The 22,604-nt window shown below is 69.9% G+C and carries 16 protein-coding genes; 8 read left to right on the plus strand and 8 right to left on the minus strand.

Going from position 1 to position 22,604, the window contains the following annotated elements; all coding sequences use genetic code 11:
• Positions 1-9: 9 nt before the first annotated feature.
• The 4 genes from ACWDUD_RS03575 to ACWDUD_RS03590 form a co-directional block, all read right to left on the minus strand.
• Complete coding sequence (locus tag ACWDUD_RS03575) at positions 10-4,275, minus strand: alpha-(1->3)-arabinofuranosyltransferase domain-containing protein (protein WP_450108338.1); 4,266 nt, start codon at positions 4,273-4,275, stop codon at positions 10-12.
• A gap of 40 nt (positions 4,276-4,315) precedes the next feature.
• The gene (locus ACWDUD_RS03580) at positions 4,316-4,489 is read right to left on the minus strand and encodes a DUF2613 domain-containing protein (protein ID WP_072812050.1); all 174 of its coding nucleotides are present in this window, start codon (positions 4,487-4,489) and stop codon (positions 4,316-4,318) included.
• 136 nt (positions 4,490-4,625) lie between these two features.
• Positions 4,626-5,708: an isochorismate synthase gene (locus ACWDUD_RS03585; protein ID WP_197253984.1), complete on the minus strand. Its 1,083-nt coding sequence runs from the start codon at positions 5,706-5,708 to the stop codon at positions 4,626-4,628.
• Positions 5,709-5,748: 40 nt separating this feature from the next.
• Positions 5,749-6,216 carry a universal stress protein gene (locus ACWDUD_RS03590; protein WP_197253982.1) on the minus strand — a complete coding sequence of 156 codons (468 nt, stop codon included), beginning with the start codon at positions 6,214-6,216 and terminating at the stop codon, positions 5,749-5,751.
• A 101-nt stretch (positions 6,217-6,317) separates the two neighbouring features.
• Between ACWDUD_RS03590 and ACWDUD_RS03595 the strand changes: the two genes are divergently transcribed.
• A complete protein-coding gene (locus tag ACWDUD_RS03595) occupies positions 6,318-7,505 on the plus strand; it encodes a glycoside hydrolase family 3 N-terminal domain-containing protein (protein WP_450108339.1) in 1,188 nt (395 codons plus the stop codon).
• A gap of 85 nt (positions 7,506-7,590) precedes the next feature.
• Positions 7,591-8,199, plus strand: a complete 609-nt coding sequence (locus ACWDUD_RS03600; RefSeq protein ID WP_197253978.1) for a TetR/AcrR family transcriptional regulator — start codon at positions 7,591-7,593, stop codon at positions 8,197-8,199.
• A gap of 77 nt (positions 8,200-8,276) precedes the next feature.
• Here the strand turns inward: ACWDUD_RS03600 and ACWDUD_RS03605 are convergent, their stop codons facing one another.
• Positions 8,277-9,134, minus strand: coding sequence for a MaoC/PaaZ C-terminal domain-containing protein (locus tag ACWDUD_RS03605; RefSeq protein WP_450108340.1), 858 nt, complete (start codon positions 9,132-9,134; stop codon positions 8,277-8,279).
• Positions 9,135-10,481: a 3-oxoacyl-ACP reductase gene (locus tag ACWDUD_RS03610; protein ID WP_450108341.1), complete on the minus strand. Its 1,347-nt coding sequence runs from the start codon at positions 10,479-10,481 to the stop codon at positions 9,135-9,137.
• 107 nt (positions 10,482-10,588) lie between these two features.
• On the opposite strand from ACWDUD_RS03610, the gene ACWDUD_RS03615 reads away from it, so the two are divergent.
• From ACWDUD_RS03615 to ACWDUD_RS03630, 4 genes are all read left to right on the plus strand, one after another.
• The gene (locus ACWDUD_RS03615; RefSeq protein ID WP_450108342.1) at positions 10,589-11,911 is read left to right on the plus strand and encodes an acetyl-CoA C-acetyltransferase; all 1,323 of its coding nucleotides are present in this window, start codon (positions 10,589-10,591) and stop codon (positions 11,909-11,911) included.
• A gap of 1,172 nt (positions 11,912-13,083) precedes the next feature.
• Positions 13,084-15,189, plus strand: coding sequence for a VanW family protein (locus tag ACWDUD_RS03620; protein WP_248673783.1), 2,106 nt, complete (start codon positions 13,084-13,086; stop codon positions 15,187-15,189).
• A 76-nt stretch (positions 15,190-15,265) separates the two neighbouring features.
• Positions 15,266-16,696, plus strand: coding sequence for an aldehyde dehydrogenase family protein (locus ACWDUD_RS03625; RefSeq protein WP_374068802.1), 1,431 nt, complete (start codon positions 15,266-15,268; stop codon positions 16,694-16,696).
• A 58-nt stretch (positions 16,697-16,754) separates the two neighbouring features.
• Positions 16,755-17,870 carry an NDMA-dependent alcohol dehydrogenase gene (locus tag ACWDUD_RS03630; protein WP_450108343.1) on the plus strand — a complete coding sequence of 372 codons (1,116 nt, stop codon included), beginning with the start codon at positions 16,755-16,757 and terminating at the stop codon, positions 17,868-17,870.
• 136 nt (positions 17,871-18,006) lie between these two features.
• On the opposite strand, the gene ACWDUD_RS03635 is transcribed toward ACWDUD_RS03630, so the two are convergent.
• Together ACWDUD_RS03635 and ACWDUD_RS03640 are read right to left on the minus strand one after the other, a co-directional pair.
• Positions 18,007-19,842: an acyl-CoA dehydrogenase gene (locus tag ACWDUD_RS03635; RefSeq protein WP_450108344.1), complete on the minus strand. Its 1,836-nt coding sequence runs from the start codon at positions 19,840-19,842 to the stop codon at positions 18,007-18,009.
• Between the two features lie 94 nt (positions 19,843-19,936).
• Positions 19,937-20,545, minus strand: coding sequence for a class I SAM-dependent methyltransferase (locus ACWDUD_RS03640; protein ID WP_450108345.1), 609 nt, complete (start codon positions 20,543-20,545; stop codon positions 19,937-19,939).
• 226 nt (positions 20,546-20,771) lie between these two features.
• Between ACWDUD_RS03640 and ACWDUD_RS03645 the strand changes: the two genes are divergently transcribed.
• On the plus strand, positions 20,772-21,509 hold the full coding sequence (locus ACWDUD_RS03645) for an alpha/beta fold hydrolase (RefSeq protein ID WP_450108346.1): 738 nt from the start codon (positions 20,772-20,774) through the stop codon (positions 21,507-21,509).
• Entirely contained in the window at positions 21,506-21,916 is a 411-nt protein-coding gene (locus tag ACWDUD_RS03650; RefSeq protein WP_450108347.1) for a Zn-ribbon domain-containing OB-fold protein, read from the plus strand. Before ACWDUD_RS03645 ends, ACWDUD_RS03650 begins: the two co-directional genes overlap by 4 nt.
• The last annotated feature ends 688 nt before the right edge of the window (positions 21,917-22,604 follow it).

Raw genomic sequence — 22,604 nt, forward strand, 5'->3', positions numbered from 1 at the left:
GTCCGTGAGCTACGCGCTCGTCGAGGAACCCGTCCGCCGCGAATTCCACCGCAGGACGCGGGCGAAGCGCGGCGACAGCGGCACGGTGGCCAGGCCCAGCGCGACCAGCCCGACGGCCGCCGCGAACTGAATCAGGAACGAGTGGCCGACGTAACCGCCCGGCGCCCGCCACGGGCCCGTCGACAGCATCGCCATCGCGATCATCGTCGCCGCACCGGTCGTCCCCACCAGGATCCGTGAGGCGGCGGTTTCGCCCCGGCGCGCGATGATCACGCCGATCGCCACGGCACCGGCCACCGCGACACCCGCCCCGACCGCACCCGCCGCCACCGTCGCGACCGCGACGACCCCGGCGAGTCCGACGAGGGTGCTGCCCCACGGCCTCGGAGCGGGACCGGGCAGTTCCTGCTCGCGGCGCCGCCGCGGCCACCATGCCGCCGCGAACAGCGGGATCAGCAGCAGCAGTCCACCGAAGATCCCGGCGCGGTACCAGCGGTCCGTCGCGAACGCGAGGGTGACGGTGCCGCCGGTTCCGGCCGGCACGATCCAGCCCTGCTGCCAGCCGTCCACCACGACCGGGGTCAGCTCGCTGCCGTCCGGTGCGGCCGCGACCCAGCCGACGTTGGTGCTTTCCGGCACCACCACGATCCGTTCGGTGCCGGCGACCGGGACGTCGAGTTCGCGAAGATCCTCGGTCCACGTGCCGGTGGCGAGTTCGACCGGTGCGGGCACGGGCGGCAGCGCCCCCGGGACGGGCAGGTCCACGCTCGACACGACGAACGCGGCGCCCGGGGTGATGTCGAGGTGCACCCGGCCCGCGGGCAGCGCGACCGTGCCGGTGTCGCACAGGGTCGCGGGGATCTCCTCCCCGGAGGCGAGGGCGGCGACCGTCGTCGTCACCGACGTGCGGTAGGAGCGGCCCGCGACGGTCACGACCGGGCCGCTGTCGCAGCCGACGGTGACGGTCCGGTCGGCGGCTGGGTCCTGCGCCCCCAGCGGGCCGTCCTGCCCGAGGACGGTGATCTCGGCGAGGCCGGGCGGGGTGAGCTTCGCGAACCCGAGGATCGTGCGGTCCAGGACGTCGGGCCAGGCGACGAGACTGACCACGATCCGGTCCGTGACGTGCGGTTCCAGATCCACCCGGGCCGAGCGGACGTCGTCTCCGAGGTCGATGTCGCGCACCTGCGGTCCGTTGCCGAGGTTGACCGCGATCCGGGTCGGTGCCACCGGTAGCGCACCGAGGCTCGCGGCCACGTCGAGTCCGGTCACGAGTTCCGGCGACGGCAGTTGCAGGGTCAGGGTCGGGCGTGGTGCGCCGGGTTCGAGGGCGGATTCCGGCGCGGTCCAGGAGGTGCGCGGATCCCCGTCGGTCGCGGCGAACGCGGAGCCGGACAGGTCTGCGACGTCGGCGGGACCGGTCGCGGTGACCCGATCCGGCTGCGCGGCGAGCGCCTCCACCGCGGGACCGGGACGCGTCCGCACCCGCACCTGCGGCGCGACCTCGGTTTCCGCCGGCACCGACAGCGAACGGGTGAACGTGTTCGGTTCCTCCGGGGCCGTCGCCAGCCCGCGGGCGCACCGCACCCGGTCGGGGGTGTCGACGCAGCTGCCGCGGCCCGGGAACTCCTGGCTCAGCTGCCAGCCGAGCACGTCCGCGCCGTCCGGGACCGGCGGCAGTACGATGCGCCGGCGGATGTCGATGGGCCGTGGGTTCTCGCGGTCGGTGAAGTCGTCCACCGCGACCTCGGTGATGCCGAACTGGCTCCCGGCGGTGCCGTCCTCGGTGTGGGTGGCGGTGATGCGGATCCACGTCGTGGTCCCCAGCGGCAACGCGATCGTCTGTTCGCGGCCGGGTTTCTCGACCCGGACGGCGGTGGTGCCGCGGTCGGTTTCCAGCTCCAGCCACTTGACGGGCGAGCCGAGCACGCCCGGGCTCGTCGTCAGGTGCAGCATGCCGGCCTCGATCGGGGTGTCGAGGTCGAGCTGCAGCCACTGTCCGACCGCGGATTCGAGGCCGTTGCTGTGCCAGCCGGTGGTGGGGTCACCGTCGACGACGGCGGCCGGTCCGCTGCCCGGTGAGGTGCCACCGAGCTGCGTGGCGTCGGACGCGGCGCTGGAGACCCCGATGCGCGCGCCCTCCCATTCGGCGCGGACGAGGTCGGTGTCGGCGACCGGATAGTCCGGCACCAGGTTGTGGGTGCGTCGGGGATCGTCGGCTGCCCGGATCGTCGACGAGTGGTAGTCCACCTGCCCGTAGTCCGTTTCGCGGTCGGTGGGCGTGTCGGTGACGACCACCCCGTCGACGGGCAGCCCGGCGCGCTGCGCGTCCGCGGCCAGCAGCAGCGGGCCGGGCAGCGGCGGTTCGCCGCCGGCGAGTTGCAGCGGCGATTCGGGGCCGCCCTGGACCCGCGGAACCGACGCGGCGTCGACGACATACGGGCCGACGGGCGAAGAGCCCGGCACATCGACGCGGTAGATCTCGATCGCCGGATAGGCGGGCTGCAGATCCGCGTCCGCGACGAAGTCCTCGCCGAGTTCGCGGCGGATGTCCGGGCCGAACTCGGCGACCCGCACCAGGCCGGGGGAGCCGTCGAGGGCGCGGTGGACCAGTGCGCTGCGCGCGGCCGGGGACGTGTCGGGATCCAGATCGTTGCGGACGACCACGTAGCCGATGCCCTGGCCGCGCAGCGTGGCGGCGAGCCCGTCGGAGGGCCGGCCGTCGGCGATGAGCCGCTGCACCGAGTCGAGGGCGCGGATCGCGCCGGGCGGCACCAGCGGCACCGCGTCGCGGGACACCCACGGTGATTCGGCCAGGGCCTGGATCGGTTCGTCGCGGGTCAGACCCCAGATCTGGCTGCCGAACGGGGCGCCCGGCACGATCAGGGCGCGTTCGCCGCGGTCGGAGGTGTTCTCGCCGAGCCACGCCGCGGTCTCGTGCCAGTAGCCGGGGACCTCGTCGTAGGCGCCGCGCGGCGCGAGCTTGCCGGTCCACGCCAGGGAGGTCGCGAGGGTCGCGGCGACCAGGATCAGGGTGGTGAACGCGACCATCGGGTCCCGTTCGGGATGCGCGAAGGCGACGCGGGCGCGTCCCCACGGCACCGACCCGGGCAGCGGCACCCGCCGCAGCAGGTGGGCCAGGCCCAGGACCAGCGGCAGCCGCACCAGCGGTTCGAGTTTGTGGACGTTGCGCAGCGCCGCCCCGCCGGAGTCGAGGAACAGGCGCACCTGCTCGGCGAACGGGGAACCGAGCTCACCGACATAACCCGCGCCGAGCCCGGCCACCCCGACGAACAGAATCAGCGTCAGCCGGCCGCGTGCCGGCATCGAGCGCATCGCCAGACCGGCCATGCCCGCGGCGGCGAGGAGACCGGTCACGAGGACCGCGGCCGGCTGCGTCACGAGCACCGCCCCGGCGATGCGTTCGGGGGAGACGAACGGTGTCCAGCTGTCGGTGCCGCGCAGGATCTCCGCCAGCGACGCCCACTCGGTGGTGACACCGGACGATTCGATGTAGTCGAGGAAGGGCGGACTGACCCTGCCGAGCAGCAGCAGCGGCACCATCCACCACAGCACCGCGAGAATGCAGCACGGGATCCACCGGATCGTGAAGTGCCACCACGCCCGCCCGGGCCGGTGCGCGAGCCACCACAGGCCGGCGACGAGGCAGGCCGCGGCGGTCGCGACCGCGTTGATCGCACCCATCAGCGCCACCGCGACCGCGGACTGCGCGGCCAGTTGCAGGGCCGAACGCCCGGAATCGCCGCGCGCGTACCGGACCACGGGCAGCAGCACCCACGGCGCCAGCATCATCGGCAGGGTTTCCGACGAGATCGACCCGAGGGTCGTCAGGACCCGCGGGGACAGCGCGAACACCACGGCGGCGAGAACCCGGGAACTGCGGCTGCCGATGCCCAGTGCTTCGGCGAGCCGCACGATGCCCCAGAATCCGGCGATCAGCAGCAGTGCCCACCAGATCCGCTGGGTGATCCACGGAGGCACGTGCAGGATCTGCCCGGCCGCGAAGAACGTGCCGTGCGGGAAGAAGTAGCCGTACGCCTGGTTCTGGACCTGCCCGAGCGGGGCGATGCTGCTCCACTGGTGGGATGCGCGGGCCAGGAACCCCAGCGGATTCTGCGTCAGGTCGTACTTGGTGTCGGCCACGATGAGGCCGGGGACCTGCGCGAACGCAAGTACGAACGCCACCGCGGCGGCCGCGTACAACCACCGACGTGACAAGGGTTCGGCGGACGGCCCCGGATCGTGCGGGGCCGTCACGCCGGAGGAAGTGCGTGAACTCGCAGCGTTGCCGGCGCCGTCAGCGGCTGCCGTACTCAACCTGGTTCAGGAGGGAGGAATCGGCGTTGCCGCTGCGGTCGATCTCCGGGCGGGTGTTGTCCTGCACCGCGGCGGTCACACCGAATACCGCTGCAGCACCGAGAACGGCGCCGATCACAGCGCTGCCCAGGCCGGGTCCAAGGAACTTCGCCATGCCCATCTCCCCATCGTCAAAACGTCGGCGCGGGACGTCCCCGCGCCGTTTCGCACCGCGTCAAGGTATCACCCGTGTCACACGGTGTGCCCCCACTGTGTGTCTCTGTCCGTGTGCCACGACGGTGTGCCCGGAATCAGAGGCCGAGCGTGCCGAGCAGTGTCCGCAGCTTCGCGGTCGTCTCGTCGAGTTCGGCGTCGGGGTCGGAATCGGCGACGATCCCGCCGCCCGCCCACGCGAGGGCACGCAGCCCGTCGGAGCTGATCTCCGCGCAGCGGATCGCGACCAGCCAGTCGCCGTCCCCGGCGGCGTCGCACCAGCCGACGGCACCGCCGTAGAAGCGGCGATCGCCCTCGACGGCCCGGATCGTGGCGAGCGCCGCCTCGGTGGGGGTGCCCGCGACCGCGGGTGTCGGATGCAGCACCGTCGCGAGGGTCAGGGCGTCGGTGGCCGGGTCGCGCAGTGTCCCGGTGATCGGGGTCGCCAGATGCCACACGTCGGGGGTGCTCGTCAGCACCGGGGTCTCGCGGATATCCAGCTCGGTGCACAGCGGACCGAGACGGTCGCGGATCCACGCGGTGACGTAGGCGTGCTCGGCGAGGTTCTTCGCGGACGCGAGGAGGTCGCGACCGGCCGCCTCGTCATCGGCGGGGTCGGCGCAGCGCGCGGCGGTCCCGGCGAGCGGCCGGCACGTGACGGTGCTGCCGCGCCGGCTCACCAGAACTTCCGGGGTCGCGCCGACGAGGGTGTGCCCCCAGTAGCGTTCGCCGGCGGCACTGAGGTCCACGGCGTAGGTCGCGGCCGTCGGGTGCCGGGCGACCATGCGCGCGGCGACGGCGAGGGCGTCGAGCGGCTCGTCCGCGTCGAGGGCGACCGACCGTGCGGCGACGACCTTGCCGAACTCGCCGAGTTCGAGCCGTTCGATCAGTGTCCGCACCCGCGCGACGTGGATGCGCGGGGGCGGGTTCTGCGCGGCGACCCGCACCGGCGGCAGTGCGTCGAGGTCGTCGGGTGGGGTCCACGGCCCGTCGGTGACGGTGCTCTCCTCGGGCTGCATCAGCGCCGGCGGGCGCTCCGGGTCGAAGGGCAGGGCCCCGACGATCAGATCGGCCTCGTCGCGTCGCAGCGCCCGTGACGCCTCGGCGGCGGTGTCGTACAGGCGTCTGATTCCGGTGGTGCGGAGGGTGCGCTCCGGGCGCGAGAGAAGGAAGCCGTCCATGATCGCTCGACGATATCGCCCGGCGGCGACGGCGGTGCGCCTAGCGTCCCGGCGGCACGATCAGCACCGGCCGGTGGCTGTGGCGCAGCACGTGGTCGGCGACGGAGGACTGCAGCAGGGACCGCAGCCCGGTGGTGCCGCGGGTTCCGGTGACGATGATGTCGACGTCGAGTTCGTCGGCGGCCTCGATGATCGAGGTCCACACCGCGTTGACGATCTCGACGGTGCGGCCCTCCGCCTGCAGGCCCGCCGCGCGCGCCAGTTCGAGGCCTTCGGAGTTGGTGACCTTGGCGTCGGTGAGCGCCACGTCCTCGCTGTCCTCGTCGGGAACCCATTCGGGTTGCATCACCCCGGAGAGCCCGGACATCCGTGCGGCCTGGCGCACCATGGGTTCCCACGCGGTGACGACGACGGCGCGGCAGGACTCGAGGAAGCGGCCCGCGTATTCGACGGCGCGCTTGGAGTTTTCGGAACCGTCGTAGGCAATGAGGATCAGATCTGCGGGCATCGCACACCCCTTGGGTCGAAACCGGCTGCTCGGGGTGCACATTACCGTTCCCGGCGGGCTGTGGGAGCCGACTGTGCGATGGTCGGCTACCGTCGATGTCCATGCGTATCCGTCACAGTCTCGTCGCCGTGCTCGCCGCCGCGACCGCGGTCGCCGGCTGCGGCGGGAACGACTCGCCGGACGTCTCGTCGACCGCCGCAACCGAGTCCGTGTCCGCGACATCGGCGGCTCCCACGACCACGACCACGACGACCGAGCCCGTGGCGGCACCGGCACCCGCACCGGTGTGCGGCGACGATCTGCTCGCGTCGCTGTCGTTGCGGCAGAAGCTCGCGCAGCTGCTCAACGTCGGGGTGACCGGCACCGACGACGCGCTGGCGATCGTGCAGTCCGAGCAGATCGGCGGCATCTTCATCGGCAGCTGGACCGACGTGTCGATGCTGTCGAACCGGGAGATCCCCGCGGTCGCCGCACAGAGCCCCCTGCCGCTGATGGTGACGATCGACGAGGAGGGCGGCCGCGTCTCGCGGGTCGGTGAGCTGCTCGGGGAGGATCCGTCGGCGCGGGTCACGGCGCAGACGATGAGCGTCGAGGAAACCTACGCGATGGCGCTCGAGCGCGGCCGCGAACTGCGGGAGCTGGGCATCACCGTGGATTTCGCGCCGGATGTCGACGTGACCGACCGGGCCGACGACGACGTGATCGGCGACCGTTCCTACTCCGACGATCCGCAGGTCGTCGTGCAGTACGCCGACGCGTACGCGCGGGGGTTGCGCGATGCGGGAATTCTCCCGGTGCTCAAGCACTTTCCGGGTCACGGCTCGGCGTCGGGTGATTCGCACACGGGCGCGGTGGTCGCCCCGCCGCTCGCTCAGCTGCAGCGGATCGACCTCGTGCCCTATCGCGAACTCGTCACGTCCGGGGTCGCCGTGATGATCGGCCATCTCGACGTGCCGGGGCTGACCGACGGGCGGCCGGCGAGCATCAGCCCCGCGGCGGTGCGGTTGCTGCGCGACGGTGCCGGGTACGGGGCACCGCCGTTCGACGGGGTGATCTTCACCGACGATCTGTCCGGGATGCGCGCGATCACCGACAGTTACGGCATCGCCGAGGCCGTGGAGGCGGCGTTGATCGCCGGTGTCGACCAGGCGTTGTGGCTGACCACCGATCAGGTGCCCGAGGTTCTCGATCGTCTCGAGCAGTCCGTGCGGTCGGGCGCGTTGCCGGCCGCGCAGGTGGACGACGCGGTGCGCACGGTCGCGCGGGCCAAGGGTGCGCTCGACTGCTGATTTTCCGGGATTCCGAAATCCGGAGAACCCACCCGCGCTCCTTACCCTAGGGTAAGGAGCGAGACCCGAGCAGTATGGAGGAGACATGGCCGGCGGTACCAAGCGACTGCCTCGCGCGGTGCGGGAACAGCAGATGCTCGATGCCGCCGTGGAGGTGTTCTCCGAGAAGGGTTTCCACGAGACGTCGATGGACGCGATCGCGGCGCGCGCCTCGATCTCGAAGCCGATGCTGTATCTGTACTACGGCTCGAAGGACGAACTGTTTGCCGCGTGCATCGGCCGGGAGGGGCAGCGATTCGTCGAAGCCCTGGCACCGGCGGGCGATCCCAACCTGCCGCCGCGCGCGCAACTGCGGGTCGCGCTCGAGTCGTTCCTCGGATTCGTCGACGAACATCGGCACTCGTGGATGGTGCTCTACCGTCAGGCCCTCGCCCAGCAGGCCTTCGCGAACCAGGTGCGCAGCAGCCGCGACCGGCTCATCGAACTGACCGCGCACCTGCTCGAATCGAGCACGCGCGACCCGGAACCGGACATGGACTTCACCATCATGGCGGTCGCACTGGTCGGCGCGGGTGAGGCGGTCGCCGACCGCATCGCCGGCGGCGAGATCGACGTCGCCAAGGCCGCCGATCTGCTCGAGAACCTCGCGTGGCGTGGCCTCGCCGGCCGCCGACGCACCGATACGCCCGGCTGACCCCCGAATACGGATCGGGTGGACCGGGACGCCCCCATCGCGCCCCGGACCACCCGAAGTCGTTGTGCCGTCCCGTCTCAGCGCAGCGTGGCGCTCAGATGCGGGTACTGCTTCTCCGGATGCCGCAGGGACAGATCCCAGCCGTCCGCGACCTGCTGCGCGTACAGGTTCACCGTCGCCGGCAGCAGCACCGGCTTCCCGAACCGCACCGAGTACGTGACCTTGTCCGGGACGCGTCCCTCGACGGCCCGCAGCGCCGCTGCGGCACTCCACATGCCGTGCGCGATGGTGCGCGGGAAGCCGAATGCCTTGGCGCCCAAGGTCGAGACGTGGATCGGATTGCGGTCGCCGGAGACGGCCGCGTAGCGGTCGATCGTCTTGCGGTCGACCCGCAGGGTCGACGTCGGCACGGGCGGGATCACCTGGGGTTCCGGTTCCGGCTTCGGGGCGCCGGACAGCGACGTGCGCTGCTGGTGCAGGAACGTCGAGGTCTGCCGCCAGACCGGTTCACGGCCCACGGAGATCTCGGTGACGACGTCCACGAGCATGCCCTTGCGGTGCTCGCGCAGGTCTTCCGCGTGTACCCGGATGTCCAGCGGCTCGGTGACCGAGATCGGCCGGAACTGTTCGATCACGTTCTCCGCGTGCACCGATCCCATGGCGGCGAACGGAAAGCCTTTGGACACCATCAGTTTCATCACGACGGGGAACGCGAGCGTGAACGGGTAGGTCATCGGCAGGGTGTCGCCGAAGCGCAGACCGCACACCTTCGCGTACTCGGCGAGGTTGTCCTGATCGACGCGTACGCCGCGCAGCAGGAGCGTGTCGTCCGGCAGCGACGTGCCGGACGCGCCGATCACCGGCAGCGCCGAGACCACGGCGCGGGAGTAGACGTCGAGGATCGACGGCACCGAGTCGAGTTCGATGACGGCCATCTACGCCCCCAGCATGGACTGGCCGCACACGCGCACGACCTGGCCGGTGACAGCGCTCGACGCCGGGTTCGCGAACCACGCGACGGTCTCGGCGACGTCGACGGTCTCGCCGCCCTGATTCAGCGAGCTGATCAGGCGGCCGCCCTCGCGGGTCGCGAGCGGGATCGCGGCGGTCATCGCGGTCTCGATGAAGCCGGGTGCGACGGCGTTGATGGTGATGTTCTTCTCGGCCAGCACGGGCGCGGTGGCCTGCACGAGGCCGATGACGCCGGCCTTGGATGCGCCGTAGTTGGTCTGGCCGCGGTTGCCGGCGATGCCGGCGATCGACGACACGTCGATCACGCGGCCGCCGTCCTTCAGTGCGCCCTTCGCGACGAGTACGTCGGTGATCTTCTGCGGGGCGATGAGGTTGACCGCCATCACGGAGTTCCAGCGGCCTTCGTCCATGTTGGCGAGCAGCTTGTCGCGGGTGATGCCGGCGTTGTGCACGATGATGTCGGCGCCGCCGTGGCGTTCGAGCAGGTGCGCGGCGAGTTTGTCGCCGGCGTCGGCGGCGGTGACGTCGAGAGCGAGCGACGTGCCGCCGACCTTGTTGGCGGTCTGCGACAGCGCGTCGCCCGCTGCGGGGACGTCCGCGGCGACGACGGTCGCGCCGTCGCGGGCGAGGACCTCGGCGATGGTCGCGCCGATACCGCGGGCCGCGCCGGTCACGACCGCGACTTTCCCGGCGAGCGGCCTGTCCCACGACTCGGGTGCGGTGGCCTCGCCGTCGCCGATGCGCACGACCTGGCCGTCGACGAACGCGGACTTGGCCGAGAGCAGGAACCGCAGGGTGGATTCGACACCGGACAGTCCGGCGGGCGCCTGCGGCGAGACGTACACGAGCTGGACGGTCGCGCCGCGACGCAGTTCCTTGCCGACGCTGCGGGTGAAGCCCTCGAGGGCGCGCTGGGCGATGCGCTCGTCGACCGAGCCGGTTTCCTCCGGCGTGGTGCCGAGGACGACGACGCGGCCGCTCGGGCCCAGGCCCTTGATGGCGGGCTGGAAGAACGTGAACAACTGCTCGAGCCCGGCGGCGTCGGTGATGCCGGTCGCGTCGAACACGAGGGCACCGAAGTTCTTCTCGGAGGGCTCGGCGAAGACGTAGTCGCTCAGCAGGGCGCGGATCGGCTCGACGAGGCGGCCGTTGCCGCCGAGCAGCACCGGACCGGCGAGCGGGGGCTCACCCGGCTGGTAGCGGCGGAGCTTCTCCGGCTGGGGCAATCCGAACTGCTTGGCGAGGAAAGCACCGGGTGCGGAGGTGATGAACTGGGCGTAGAGCTTGGGTGCGCCCTTGGTTTCGGCCACGATTCCACCTTCTCTGGTTCGGAGGTCATGCGGTGTCGACAATAACTTACTCGTGAGTAAGAATAGTATCCAGAGTTCGCATCCATCAGAACACCGGGAGACGACACGTGACCACAAAAGCCCGTTCCAGCTCTTCGCGCTCGTCGCGCCGCGTTGCGATCCTCGGCGGAAACCGCATCCCGTTCGCCCGGTCCGACCGCAAGTACGCCCGCGCCTCGAACCAGGACATGTTCACCGCGACCCTCGACGGTCTGGTCAGCCGCTTCAACCTGCAGGGTGAGCAGCTCGGCGCCGTCGTCGGCGGCGCGGTCCTCAAACACAGCCGTGACTTCAACCTGATCCGCGAATGCGTGCTCGGCAGCCCGCTGAGCCCCTACACACCCGCGTGGGACCTGCAGCAGGCCTGCGGCACCGGCCTGCAGTCGATCATCGCCGTCGGCGACGCCATCGCCGCGGGCCGGATCGAGTCGGGCATCGGCGGCGGCGTCGACACCACCTCCGACGCGCCCATCGGTGTCGACAACGACCTGCGCGAGTTCCTGCTGTCGCTCAACCGCGCGCGTTCGACCGGTGACCGCCTCAAGCTGCTCGGCCACGTGCGCCCGTCGATGCTGGGCATCGAGATCCCCCGCAACGGCGAACCCCGCACCGGCCTGTCGATGGGCGAACACGCCGCGATCACCGCCAAGGGATTCGGCATCGCCCGCGCCGACCAGGACGAACTCGCCGCCGCGAGCCACCGCAACATGGCCGCCGCCTACGACCGCGGGTTCTTCGACGACCTCGTCACCCCGTTCCTCGGCCTGACCCGCGACGACAACCTCCGCCCCGATTCGTCGGTCGAGAAGCTGTCGACGCTGAAGCCGGTGTTCGGCACGAAACTCGGCGACGCCACCATGACGGCCGGCAACTCCACTCCGCTGACCGACGGCGCATCCGCGGCCCTGCTGTCCAGCGAGGAGTGGGCGGCCGCCCGCAGCCTGCCCGTCCTCGCGTATCTCGTGGACTCCGAGACCGCCGCGGTCGACTACGTCCACGGCGGCGACGGTCTGCTGATGGCCCCGACCTACGCGATCCCGCGCCTGCTCAAGCGCAACGGCCTGACCCTGCAGGACTTCGACTTCTACGAGATCCACGAGGCGTTCGCGTCCGTCGTGCTCGCGACGCTGCAGGCCTTCGAGTCGGAGGAGTACTGCAAGGGCCGGCTCGGCCTCGACGCACCGCTCGGCTCGATCGACCGCAGCAAGCTCAACGTCAACGGATCGTCCCTGGCGGCCGGGCATCCGTTCGCCGCGACCGGTGGCCGGATCGTCGCGTCGCTCGCCAAGATACTGCACGAGAAGAAGGCCGAAACCGGCAAGCCCGCACGCGGCCTGATCTCCATCTGCGCGGCCGGGGGACAGGGCGTCACCGCGATCCTCGAGGCCTGAGAAGACCGCACGAAAAAAATTCCGGAAGGTATGTAACGTCCCGGGGAGAGGGTCGATAGACCTATCGACCCCGCATTGCTGCCTGACCCCCGACCTGGTGGCAACGCGGGGTCTTTCTCGTTTCCGGTGCCCTTGCGCCGGGCTCGGATCGGAGTGCGCCGGGACCGGCATTTACGCTTGGTGGAAAGGCGCACCCGGTCGTGGGGTGCCCAGTCGGAAGGACACGGGTGAGTGGTAACAACGGGGCGGACGACCGCGCGAACATGAGCGGTGCCGTTCCCCCCAACGAGGCGGAAGCGCAGAGGAAGCCCGAAACGGCCGCCGCGGCCGCACCGGACCACACGGCAGGAACCGCCGCCGACGCGAAACCCGATGTCGTTGCCGAGCCGACCACCCCGGCACCCACCGAACGGTTCGTCTCGATGGCTCCGCTCCCGACCCCGTCGAAGGTCGCCCCGGCACCCGAACCGTCCGCAGCTCGGAACGGAGCGGACGCCCCCGTCGAAGAGGCCCTTATCGAGGAGGGCGCTGCCGAGGAGGGCGCTGCCGAGGAGGGCGCTGCCGAGGTCGCCGACGCGGCACCCGAGCGGGAAGCCGGGGACCGGGCGCCGGAGACACCGGCGGCCGCGTACGAGCCCGTCGCCCCGGACACGTCCGCCACCGAGAGCGCGCCCGCCGCGCCGGAAACCCCGCCGGCTCCCGAGACCCCGCAGACTCGGCTCAAGCCTTGGGAAATCCCGACCGCCGCCATTCCGGCTGCGCCGAAGAAGCCCGCGCCCTTCGCGTTCACCAAGCCCGTGTTCACCGAGCCTGCGGCCCCGGTCGAGCCTGCGGCACCGACCGCCGCGACCTCCCTGAAGGACGCCGGAATCGATCCGCCGGCCGCGGACCGCACCCCGGACGAACCGCCGACCGCGCCGCAGGCCGGTCTGCAGCCGGAACCGGCCGCAGAAGCACCGGCCGAGCAGGCACTCGCCGCAGCACCCCTCGAGCAGGCAACCGCTGCAGCGCTCGTCGAGCAGGACACCACCGAGGTGCCGGCCGAGCAGACGCCCACCGCGGCACTCGCCGAGCAGGCGCCCACCGAGGCGCCGGCCGAGCAGGTACCCGACACAGCACCTGCCGAGCAGGCACTCGCCGTCGACGACTCGGCGCCGACCGTCGCGATCGACATGTCCGCGATCAGGAACACGCCGCCCGCCCAGCCGGCTGCGTCCGCAGCCGAGCCCCCGACGGAAAGGACGCCGGAAGGCACCGCCTCCGCCGAATCCGACGAGGGCCGTGCGGCGGGAGAATCCGCCGACGACGCGGCGACCGAGGTCGTTCCGGTCGTCGCCGGCGGACCGGTCCCGCCGTCGTCTCCGCCCCCGACACCGCCGGACGGCACCGGCGGATCCCCCTCGCCTGCGGGACCGCCGTGGCGGAAGATCGCGATCGTGGCCGGCGGTGTCGCCGCTGCTCTCGCGGTTCTCTACGGTGTCGATCTCGCAACGTCGTCGGGCAAGGTCCCGCGCGGCGTGACGGTCGCGGGGATCGAGATCGGCGGCGAATCGGTCGACGACGCCGAGGCACTGCTGCGCGACGAACTCGGCCGACGCCTCGAAAACCCCGTGCCCGTCACCGCCGGCGACACCACCGCCGAGGTCGTTCCCGCCCGGGCCGGACTCGAGGTCGACTGGGAGCACACGCTCGATCGCATCGGATCGCAGCCGCTCAATCCGTTCACCCGGCTGGCGTCGCTGTTCGGCACCGACGAGATCGGCGTTGTCTCCGTCCGCGACGACGCGGCACTCACGGACGCTCTCGAAGGAGTGCGTTCGAGCGCCGAACGCGCCCCGCGGGAGGGCACCGTCGTCTTCGAGGGGGCGACCCCGGTCGCGGTGTCTCCGCAACCCGGCCAGAATCTCGATCCCCAGGTCGCGGCGGACGTGTTCGCCGAGAAGTGGGCGTTCGGCGACGTCGCGTTGCCGGTGACCACGCTGGACGTGACCGTCACACCCGAAGCGGTGGACCGGGCACTCACCGAGATCGCGATACCCGCGGTGGCGTCGGACGTGAAGGTCCAGGGTCGCGACAACACGGTCGCGACCTTGCCCCGCGACCGGATCGGCACGATCCTGTCGTTCGTGCCGGACGGCGAGGGCGGCCTGATCCCCGAATACCACTCCGAGGTCGTGGTCGATTTCCTGCGTCCGCAGCTCGCGGAGACCGAGGTCGAACCGAAGGACGCCCGCATCGTCATCGAGGGCGGCGGACCGACGATCGTGCCCGCGGTGAAGGGCGAACTGGTCGACTGGACGAAGACTCTCGAACCGCTGCCCCAGCTGCTGGCCGCGCCGGGCGACCGGACCACCCCGGCCGTGTACGCACCCGTGGATCCCGCGCTCACGACCGAGGCCGCCGAGAAGCTCGGCATCCGCGAGGTCGTCGGCGAATTCACCACCGGTGGCTTCTCCTACGCCTCGGGCGTGAACATCCGCCTTGCCGCTTCCGAGATCGACGGTGCACTCGTCAAGCCGGGAGAAACGTTCTCGCTCAACGGATATACCGGTCCGCGCGGGGCGGCGCAGGGCTACGTCGAGTCCGGCATCATCGAGGCCGGCCGGCCCGGCACGGCCGTCGGCGGCGGCATCAGCCAGCTCGCGACAACCCTCTACAACGCAACGTATTTCGCCGGCATGGAGGACGTCGCCCACACCGAGCACAGCTACTACATCTCGCGGTACCCGGCGGCGCGTGAGGCCACCGTGTTCGAGGGCGCGATCGACCTCCAGTTCCGGAACCCGTTCGACACCGGCGTGCTGATCCAGACCATCGGCACGAGTTCGGACATCACGGTCCGGCTCTGGGGCACGAAGACGGTGGACGTGCAGTCGTTCACCGGGGACCGGACGGCGTTCACGTCACCGAACAAGATCACCCTTCCGGCGGGCGACGCGTGCATTCCGTCGAGCGGCGCGCAGGGCTTCACGGTCAGCGACACCCGCGTGATCACGGATGCGAAGACGGGAGCGCAGCTTTCCCGCACGACGCGCACCGTCAAGTACGACCCGGTTCCGATCGTCGAGTGCATCGAACCGGAGGAAGAGCGCGAGCCCGCTCCGGGACCGGAACGCAACCCCGCCGGCGCGCCCGGGAGCACACCGGAATCCGGTTCGTCGCCGACGACGAGCGGCCGGCCGCAGCCCGGTGCGCAGCCGACGACGAGCAGCGCTCCGGAACCGGAATCCGAGACGGACGAGCCTGCAGTGCCCGACGCATCGGCCGACGAGGAGTAACACGGTCGCGCCGTTCGGGTCCCGATGAGCGGGACATCGGCAGGGCAGGAGTGATGTCGTTCATAGCATCGCCGCTGTGAACACACTGACCGGCACCGAATCCGAACTGCGCGACCTGCTCGAGAGTCAGCGACGGGAGTTCCGTTCGCAGAGAACGAGTTCCGCCGAGGCTCGCCGGGCGCGGATCGAGTCGGTGATCGAGATGGTCGTGGCCCGCCACGACGAGATCGTCGACGCGATCGACGCCGATTTCGGCGGGCGCCACCCGGGATACTCGACCGTCAACGACATCCTCGGATCGCTGACCGCGCTGAAATACGCGCGAGATCACGTGGAGACGTGGATGCAGCCCGAGCAGCGGACGGTGTTCTCCCCGTACGACCAGCTCGGAGCCACCGCCGAGGTGCAGTACCAGCCCAAGGGCTCGGTCGCGATCATCGGCACCTGGAACGCCCCGCTCTTCACGCTCCTGAGTCCGCTCGCCGGCGTGCTGGCAGCGGGCAACCGCGCCGTGCTCAAGCCGTCCGAGATCGTGCCGCGCACCGCGGAGGTGCTGGCGGCGGCGGCCGCGGAGTTCCTCGATCCCCGTGACGTCGCCGTCGTGACCGGTGGACCGGAGATCGCGCAGGCCCTCACCGCCCTGCCGTTCGATCACATCGTGTTCACCGGCAGCGCGGCCGCGGGACGATCGGTGATGGCGAACGCCGCGCTCAACCTCGTGCCGGTCACGCTCGAACTCGGCGGAAAATCCCCGGTGATCGTCGGGCGTTCGGCCGATACGGACACCGCGGCCTTCCGCATCGCGGTGGGCAAGGCGACCAACAGCGGTCAGCTCTGCGTCAACGCCGACACCGTGTACGTCCCGGCGGAACAGCTCGAATCGTTCGTCGTCGCAATCGGCCGGACCTACGGCGAACTGCTGCCCACGATCGCAGGAAACGTCGACGTCACCGCGATCGTCTCCGATCGGCACGCCGCCCGCATCGACGGATACATCAGCGAGGCACAGCAACTCGGAGCACGCGTGGAGGTCGTTCCGTCCGAGCCGATCACCACCGATGAACGTCGGCGCCCGCTGCGTCTGGTGATCGACCCCCCGGCATCGGCGGCGATCTCCCGGGAGGAGATCTTCGGCCCCGCCATGGTGATCCGCACGTACGACGACCTCGCGGATGTTCTCGACGAGATCAATTCCGGTCCGAAACCGCTGGCGCTCTACTACTTCGGGCACGACGAGGACGAGCAGCGCGCGGTCGTCGAGGGCACGACCTCCGGTGGCGTCACGATCAACGAGGTCATGATGCATGCGGGCATGCTCGACGCACCGTTCGGTGGCATCGGGGAGTCGGGGATGGGCCACTACAACGGCCGCGAGGGCTTCCTCGAATTCAGCCACGCCCGAACCGTGTTCGTCGCTCCGGACTACGACCCGCGTCGCGAATGGGGCATGCTGCCGCCCTACGCCGAGGAATATCGCGCCGCAATGTCGGCGCAGGTGAGCAAGTGATCCCGGTGGCTGAACACCACCACATCGGAACCACCACACGAACTTTCGGAGCGATACTGTGAAGACACGTGGCGCGATCATCCGCCGGGCACCCGGTACCTACGAGGTCGCCGATCTCGAACTCGACGAACCGCGGCGCGGTGAACTGACGGTGAAGATGGTCGCTGCGGGCCTGTGCCATTCCGACGACCACATCGCCGTCGGCGACCACGCGGTGGGCAGCTACCCGATCTGCGGCGGACACGAGGGCGCCGGAATCGTCGTTCAGGTCGGCCCCGAGACGCACGGCTGGAGCGAGGGCGACCACGTCGTGTTCTCGTTCCTGGCCGCCTGCGGCCGATGCCGATGGTGCGCAAAGGGACTGCAGAACCTGTGCGACCGCGGCGCCGCCATCATGACCGGGACTCGCCCCGACGACCCCTCGAGCTTCCGCATGAGCCTGGACGGGGTGCCCGTCGCCCAGACGTGCGGATTGTCGACGTTCAGCGAATACACCACCGTCAGCGTCGATTCGGCAGTCAAGGTCGACAAGGACCTGCCGCTCGACAAGCTGTGCCTGCTGGGCTGCGGAGTCGGCACCGGGTGGGGAGCAGCGGTGAACTCCGCCGAGATCTACCCCGGCCAGACGGTCATCGTCCAGGGCATCGGCGGGATCGGCATCAACGCCGTCCAGGGCGCGGCCCACGCCGGCGCGGCCCGGATCATCGCCGTCGATCCCGTGCCGTTCAAGCGGGAGAGCGCGCTGCGGTTCGGAGCCACCCACGCGGTCGCGGACATGGCGGAGGCCACCGAGATCGCGCGTTCGTACACCAACGGACAGGGCGCGGACGCCGCGATCGTGACCGTGGGCGTCACGACCGGTGAGCACATCGCGGCGGCGTTCTCGGCGATCCGCAAGGCAGGAATCTGCGTGGTCACCGGTCTCGGCAAGATGACCGACGTCGGAATCCCGATCAGCCCGATGGAACTGGTGCTCTACCAGAAGCGGCTTCAGGGTTCGCTTTTCGGCGCATCCACACCAACCGCCGACATCCCGTGGATGATCGACCTGTACACGTCCGGGAAGCTGAAGCTCGACGAGCTGATCACCACCACCTACAAGCTCGACGACATCGCCCAGGGCTTCGCCGACATGCACGCGGGCCGAAACCTGCGCGGGGTCGTCGTCTTCTGACACCCCGTGTGCCTTTGTGGCGGTTCCGGGCGCCAGTTGTGCACACCGGCGCGGAGCGCAGCAGTGGCCCCCACCGGGAATCCGGTGGGGGCCACAGCGTGTCAACCCTCCGGGCTCGTCTGCCCGGGCGGCTCGATCAGAACGCCGCTTCGTCGAGCTCCATGATGTCGGTGTCGACGTTGGCGATGATGCTGCGCGCCGCGGTCAGCTCGGGCAGCACGTTCTTGGCGAAGAACGACGCGATCCCGACCTTGCCTTCGTAGAACGGAACGTCCTTCTCGTCGGCGCCGGCATCGAGCGCGGCGAGCGCGATCTCGGCCTGCTTCAGGAGCAGCCAGCCGATGAGCAGGTCGCCGAACGCGAGCAGGTAGCGCACCGAGCCGAGTCCGACCTTGTAGAGCTCGGTCGGCTGCTCCTGGGCGCCCATGAGGAAACCGGTGAGGGTCGCGGTCATGGCCTGCACGTCCTCGAGCGCGGTGGCCAGCAGGGCGCGCTCGGGCTTGAGGCGCTCGTCGGCCGAATCCGAGTCGATGAACTGCTTGATCTGGCCGGCGACGTGCGCCAGGGCGACACCGCGGTCGCGGGCGATCTTGCGGAAGAAGAAGTCCTGCGCCTGGATGGCGGTGGTGCCCTCGTACAGCGAGTCGATCTTCGAGTCGCGGATGTACTGCTCGATCGGGTAGTCCTGCAGGAAGCCCGAGCCACCGAGGGTCTGCAGCGAATCGGTCAGGTACAGGTAGGCGCGCTCCGAACCGCAACCCTTGACGATCGGCAGCAGCAGGTCGTTGATGCGGTGCGCGAGGTCGGCGTCGGCGCCGGAGACCTGCTCGGCGACCACGGCGTCCTGGTGAGCGGCGGTGTACAGGTACACGGCGCGCAGACCCTCGGCGTAGGCCTTCTGCATCGCCAGCGAGCGGCGGACGTCGGGGTGGTGGGTGATCGTCACGCGCGGCGCGGTCTTGTCCGCCATCTGCGTGATGTCGGCGCCCTGCACGCGCTCCTTGGCGTAGTCGAGGGCGTTGAGGTAGCCGGTGGACAGCGTGGCGATGGCCTTGGTGCCGACCATCATGCGGGCGTGTTCGATGACGTCGAACATCTGGGCGATGCCGTCGTGGACCTCGCCGACGAGCCAGCCCTTGGCGGGGACGCCGTGGCCGCCGAAGGTGACCTCACAGGTCGCGGAGGCCTTCAGGCCCATCTTGTGCTCGACGTTGGTGACGAACACGCCGTTGCGCTCGCCGAGCTCGTTCTTCTCGAAGTCGAAGTGGAACTTCGGGACGAAGAACAGCGACAGGCCCTTGGTGCCCGGCTTGCCGCCCTCGGGGCGGGCCAGGACCAGGTGGAAGATGTTCTCGAACAGGTCGTCGGAGTCGGCGGAGGTGATGAACCGCTTGACGCCCTCGATGTGCCAGGAGCCGTCGTCCTGCTTGATCGCCTTGGTGCGGCCGGCGCCGACGTCGGAGCCCGCGTCGGGCTCGGTCAGAACCATGGTGGAACCCCAGCCGCGCTCGACGCACGTGGCCGCCCACTTCTTCTGCTCGTCGGTGCCGTTCTCGAAGAGGACACCGGCGAAGGCGGGGCCCGCGGCGTACATGAAGGCGGCCGGCTGGGCGCCGAGCATCATCTCGTTGGAGGCCCACAGCAGCGCGCGCGGCGCGTCGGTGCCGCCGATCTCCTCGGGGATACCCATGGACCAGTAACCCGCGTCCCACCAGGCCCGGAACGCCTTCTTGAAGCCTTCGGGGAGGGAGACGGAGTGGGTCTCGGGGTCGAACACAGGGGGGTTGCGATCGGTGTCGGCGAAGGCTTCGGCGGCCGGACCCTCGGCGAGGGCCTTGACCTCTGCCAGGATGCCTCGGGCGGTGTCCTCGTCGAGATCGCCGAACTTGCCGGCCTCGAGGAGCGTCTGGATCTTCAGGACCTCGAACAGATTGAACTCGAGGTCGCGGAGGTTGCTCTTGTAATGGCCCATCTGTGTCTCCCAGTGCGGTGCGGTCGAGCTGCGGTGTCAAGTACCGCCCAAGTTATTACTCGTCGGTAACATCCCTATGTTACTCGCCAGGCAACTAACTGCCAAGGGCGGATTTCCGCGCGACGACAAGGGCATCGACAGCAGTTCCGGAATCAGTTTCCCGGGCCCTCCTTTCGGCGACGACAATTTCCAGCCGGCCGTCGATCTCGTCCACTATATCCGTTGGGGTGTAGAGGATTTCGGGGTTCCGAGGGCCTCCGGTTCCGAGTGTGGGATTAGTCGAATCGTGGCCCAGAAATATGAGGATTCCATCAGGTTTCAGGGAATTGATCGCATTGTCGATCAGGCTCGCGCGCTGTGGTGCGGGGAGGTGGAGGAATACCGAGAGAATCAGGTCATATTCACCGTCGAAAGCGTCCTGGGTCACATCCGCCTGGATATAGCGCAGGCGATCACGGCTGCGCTTGGGCGCCTGAGCGGCGATCCGCCGGGCCTTCTCGAGCGCGACACCGGAGAAGTCGACACCGTCGACCTCCCACCCGCGCGTAGCGAGCCACAACGAGTGCCGGCCCTCGCCGCACGCCAGATCCAGCGCTCGTCCTTGTGGCAGCGCCGCGGTGAACTCGACGACGACGGGATTCGGCGGAGCACCCCACACCATGTCCGCCGCCGCGTACCGTTCGTCCCAATCCTGTGCGTCCATGCATTTCTCCTATGCCACGCGGTACCCGGGTGCAAGCCGGTTACGTGCTCGACGGTGTAGATGCAGGTGGTGAACGACGGCAAGTCCGGTTCGCCGCGTTTTCGGGACCGACCGGTTTCCTTCTTTCGGTAAAACAGGTATGCCCGCGGGTATAACGACCGTCGCCTCCCCGCAGCCCGGGCGGCATCGTGTGAGGGGCCTCACCAGCTCGACGAAGGTTCACTCGATGCACTACCCGCACCGCTCGCCGATGCTCCCTGCAGACGGTTCCCACCCGACGATGCACTGGTCCACCGTTCACGTCGACGCCCGTGCGGAGATGTGCGGGGTCCTCGGGCGGGGAACACCGGTGGTCTTCCTCCCCGAATGCGGGTCGACGCCCTGGACGTACCGGCATGCGCTGGCGACGCTCGCCCGCAGCGCTCGCGTGTATGCCCCGGCGATACCGGGGTTCGCGGCAGCGCCCGGCAGCCCCCTCGAGGAGCGGATGCTGGCGGACTGCTCGAGCTGGCTCGGCCGGTTCCTCGAGGCGGCCGGACTCGGTCCCGTGACCCTCGTCGGGTACTCGTTCGGCGGGGCGCTGGCGATCCGGGCCGCCCACGATCATCCGGATCGCGTGACGCGACTCGTCCTGGTGAACCCCGTCGGCGGCACGAGGCTCGATGGCGTGTCCGACGACGGCGATCGCGACGGAGCCGGACGCCTCGACCGGACGGCCCGAGGCCGGGAGCCGACCGCTGAGCTGACCCGGCTCGCGGAGCGACGCCTGCCGGTCTCACTGCTGTGGAGCCGCGGAGACCGTCGGGTGCCGCGGGCGAGCCTCGAATCTCTGCGCCGACTGCTGGGGAGTCCGCCGGTGTTCACCGTCCCGGGCGGACACGAATGGCTGCTCTCGGACCCGGAATACTTCGGCAACGCGATGCGCACCGTCCTGGGCGGGTTCCCTGTCGAGGTCGCGGCATGACCGCCCCTGTCTCCGGTCGCGGGCGCATGACCACGCGAGGCGGGAAACTCGTCATCTGGAAATGCCGGGACTGCGCCGTGCTGCTCCCGCCCCTGACCGTCTCCTGCCACTCGTGTGGCCACGGCGACCTCGAGCCGGTCGACTCGGCCGGCGTGGGAGTGATCGTGTCGTGCCGGACCGCCGACCGCGCACCCGACCCCGTGTGCGACGCGCCGTGCCCGTCGGTGATCGCCATCGTCGAACTCGACGAGGGCCCGTGGGTCTATTCGTGGATCGACGGTGCGCTTCCGGTGTCGCCCGATCGGCCGGTGAGGGTGTATTTCCGGTGCACCCAACCGGGGGAGAGATTCCCGGTCTTCGAACCGTGTCGTTCCGCTTCTGCCCGACCCGGAAACATCGCCGCATAAGGGCCATACGGTGGGTGGCGGTGGTGCGGTCGGCCCACGCCGCCCGATCGCGTGATGACGCGTACCGCAACGGATCCCATGCCTCCGGGACCGAGACGCACAGGGCATCACTTCGTGCTGTCGGTTCCGGACGGGTCGCGGTGTCGACGTCGCCCCCGCACCCGGAGCGCCCTGGAGGGTTGAAAACTCTTCGGCAGCAGCGCCATACGTGACTTCGAGTGGCCCGGACGGAGCGGTGTTCCGCTCCGGCCGGGCCTCGCCGGGACGTGCAATAGGGCGCCGCGGTACGAGCTCCGAGTCCGCCTGCCGATCGGGTGAACATAGACTCGCTCGAGTGGCGCGGGTGCGTGCCGGTGTGACGGCGCGCGTCAATCACTTTCGCTCTGTACGCGTTTGGTTGAGGATGCATAGTATGCTCGGCGTGTTTCCCGCCGTGATGGAAGCGTAGAGCATCCGATCCCCGCGTTACAGAGATGTGACCTACGTCATATACTTATCCTCCAGCGAGGGCTGAGTCGGTCGCGGATAGACCGGTGTTCTATACGGTTTCGTCACCAACCGGTCGGTACGACGACACGCGAAACCCATTCGAAACCTCGAAAATAGGTATATACCCGGGTAATTCTGACGTTGCCCGTTCCCGTCGTTACCGAGACGCTATGTACGTCTCGATTGACGGAAGCTGTCA

It is taken from the genome of Rhodococcus sp. NPDC003382 (assembly GCF_053589135.1).